We start from the raw sequence: 1,656 nt of genomic DNA, 5'->3' as shown, positions 1-1,656 counted from the left end.
GGCGCCGCCGCTGCCGGCGGCGGCTGAGTAGCGACGCCGTTGTCGCGAGCCGCTGCGCGCCAGGAAGCCCGGCAAAACAACGCGTTGCGACACCGCCCTGAATCAATTCTTCAGACCGGCAGGATTACAAGTCGATGCGGAAGCGCAGGCTCTCGGCGCCGCCATAGGCGGCATCCTCGAAGAAGCGGCCGACGAGCTTGCCGCCATTAGCCAGGATCACCTTGTGCGAGGTCGGATTGCCGGGCTTGGCGGTAATCTCGACGAAGGGCAGGCCGACCGCCCTCGCCTCGCCGAGCATCAGCCGCAGCGCCTCCGTCGCATAGCCGCGCCCGCGCTTCCACGGCACCACCGCATAGCCGATATGGCCAAGCACATGAGACGGCAGCGCCGCCGTGCCGGGTTGCCAGCGGAAGCCGATCGAGCCGGCGGCCTCGCCGTCCCAGATCCAGCGCCGGAAGCCGGGCAGTCGCGGCACCGTTGTGCCGTCCGGCAAGGTGATCGGCGGCCCCCTGCCCTCGGGATCGTCGAGGCTGGCGAGGAAGGCGGCCGGGTCTTCCTCTATTGCCGCAAGCTGTTCGCGGGTCGCTTCCTCAAGCCGCACATTGTCCGGCGACCAGCCGCGCTCCAGCGCCGCCTTGTAGGACGGCAGATGTTCGAGCGCTGGTTTGACGATTTCAACCATGATGTATTCCGGCTTTGGGGTGGGCAGCTAAACTAGAAGTGTTTCGCAGATTGGCGCGAGGCCTTTTATGATTGGCTCGTGGTGATTCACCGCTGAGACACTGCGTTGATGGGGGGAACTATGCGATTGAGATATGTCCCGCTGGGTGTCGCTATCCTCGGCCTCCTGGCCACTGTCGTCGCCGTGACGGTATCGGCGCGATCCTTCGCCGCCCTGCAACCGTCCAACATTCCGGCCTGGCTGCACGCCCATGTTGGCGAGGGCGATGGTCAGATCGCAGCGGTCGTCCTGGAGCGGGCGCGCGCGCTTTACCTGAAAAAAGTGGCCGCCGGCGCCGTCAAGAACCCCTGCTACTTCGCCATGGATGCGACGCGTCCCGGCGATCTCGGCAATGGCGTGCTGGGGCGCCGCTACTACATCATCTGCGAAGCCAGCCAGTCGTTTCGCGCGATCTCGTCGGGCCACGGCGGCGGCCGCAACCTGAAAGGCAACGTCAATTTCTCAAACGGCAGGCGATGCGCCAAGAACTTCGGCAATGCGATGGATTCGGAATTGACCGCCGGTGGCGCCTATATGACCCGCGAGGCGAAAACCTCATTCAAGGGCTTCTATCGCACCGGCGCAAAACAGGACACCGCTTTCCTGCGCACCTTCATCCAGTTCGATGGCGAAGGCGAAGCCGCCAATGCCAGGCAGCGTGTTATTGGCGGCCACGCGGCCCAGGTGCTGCGCGGCATGTGCCTGCGCAAAAACCCGAACAGTTCTTACGCCGACCATGAAGGCATGGTGCCGTTCGGCAAGCTGGTGGACTATGCCGGCGGCCGCAGCAATGGCTGCACCAGCTGGTCGGCGGCCGATGCCACGCAGCTCATCGCGATGGTCAAGGGCAACCCGACGACGCTCTACATCTATCCGGAATCGCGCGACATCGCCGCCGCGGCGAGCGGCCATTCCGCTTCGAGCTCCTACTGGAA

General features: G+C 64.9%; 2 protein-coding genes. One reads left to right on the top strand and one right to left on the bottom strand.

All coding sequences use genetic code 11. The annotated features are described in order from the left end of the window. Positions 1 to 124: 124 nt before the first annotated feature. On the bottom strand, positions 125 to 682 hold the full coding sequence (locus EN781_RS32070; RefSeq protein ID WP_126058785.1) for a GNAT family N-acetyltransferase: 558 nt from the start codon (positions 680 to 682) through the stop codon (positions 125 to 127). A 120-nt stretch (positions 683 to 802) separates the two neighbouring features. On the opposite strand from EN781_RS32070, the gene EN781_RS32065 reads away from it, so the two are divergent. Next, positions 803 to 1,656: hypothetical protein (locus EN781_RS32065; RefSeq protein ID WP_127400704.1), on the top strand; the 854-nt coding region annotated here is incomplete at its 3' end.

It is taken from the genome of Mesorhizobium sp. M4A.F.Ca.ET.090.04.2.1, from assembly GCF_003999085.1.
In the GTDB taxonomy this organism is placed as follows: domain Bacteria; phylum Pseudomonadota; class Alphaproteobacteria; order Rhizobiales; family Rhizobiaceae; genus Mesorhizobium.
Note: the sequence above shows the minus strand (reverse complement) of the source record. Positions and strands in the feature narration are given on the sequence as shown.